Genomic DNA, 1,260 nt, shown 5'->3' on the forward strand with positions numbered 1-1,260 from the left:
CCCCCCCCCCCCCCCCCCCCGCCCCCCCCCCCCCGCCGGGGCCGCGGCGGGCGCCCCGGCGGGGGGGGGGGGGGGGGGGGCGCCCCCCCGGCCCCCCCCCGCCGCCGGGGGGGCCCCCCCCCAGGACGGCCTGCGCCGCCCGGGTCGAGGAGCTGGGCGAGCGGCGGCGCGCCGCCGACCGGGAGAAGTCCGCGGTCTCCGGGCAGCTCGGCCGGCTCGCCGGGCAGGCGCGCGGCGCGGCGGGGGAGGCGGAGCGTGCCGCGTCCGCCGTGGCCAAGGCCACCGAAGCGCTGGAGCGGGCGAGCGCCGACGCCGAGGAACTCGCGGAGCGGCTGTACGTCGCGGAGGAGTCCGCGGGCGACGACGGGGAAGGTGCCGACGAGCCCGACCCCGCCGTACGCGACCGGCTCGCGGCGGACGGCGCCAACGCCCGCCAGACCGAGATGGAGGCCCGCCTCCAGGTCCGCACCCACGAGGAGCGGGTGAAGGCGCTCGCAGGGCGCGCGGACGCGCTGGACCGGGGCGCGCGCGCCGAGCGCGAGGCACGGGCGCGCGCCGAGCGGCGCAGGGCCCGGCTGCGCCACGAGGCCGCCGTGGCGGGGGCCGTCGCGGCGGGCGCGCGCCAGCTGCTCGCCCACGTCGAGATCTCCGTCGCACGGGCCGAGCGGGAGCGGACGGCCGCCGAGGCCGCCAGGGCGGAGCGGGAGCGCGAGCTGGCCGAGGAGCGCGAGAGGGGCCGCGACCTCAAGGCCGAGTTGGACAAGCTCACCGACTCGGTGCACCGCGGCGAGGTGCTGGGCGCCGAGAAGCGGATGCGGATCGAGCAGCTGGAGACGAAGGCCCTGGAGGAGTTGGGCGTCGAGCCTGCCGGGCTGGTCGCCGAGTACGGTCCGGACCAGCTCGTACCGCCGTCGCCGCCCGCGGAGGGGGAGACGCTGCCCGAGGACCCCGAGCACGCACGCAACCGCCCCAGGCCCTTCGCGCGCGGCGAGCAGGAGAAGCGGCTGCGCGCCGCGGAGCGGGCCTACCAGCAGCTCGGCAAGGTCAACCCCCTCGCGCTGGAGGAGTTCGCGGCGCTCGAGGAGCGGCACAACTTCCTGTCCGAGCAGCTGGAAGACCTCAAGAAGACGAGGGCGGACCTGCTCCAGGTGGTCAAGGAGGTCGACGAGCGGGTGGAGCAGGTTTTCACCGAGGCGTACCGGGACACGGCCCGCGAGTTCGAGGGCGTCTTCTCCCGGCTGTTCCCCGGCGGCGAGGGCA

The 1,260-nt window shown here is 78.9% G+C and carries 1 pseudogene; it reads left to right on the forward strand.

The features are described 5' to 3' along the window. Positions 1 to 122 precede the first annotated feature (122 nt). A pseudogene (locus LCE31_RS39410) lies at positions 123 to 1,260 on the forward strand (chromosome segregation protein SMC); the annotation flags it as partial.

It is taken from the genome of Streptomyces sp. 8L, assembly GCF_020176795.1.
In the GTDB taxonomy this organism is placed as follows: Bacteria; Actinomycetota; Actinomycetes; order Streptomycetales; family Streptomycetaceae; genus Streptomyces.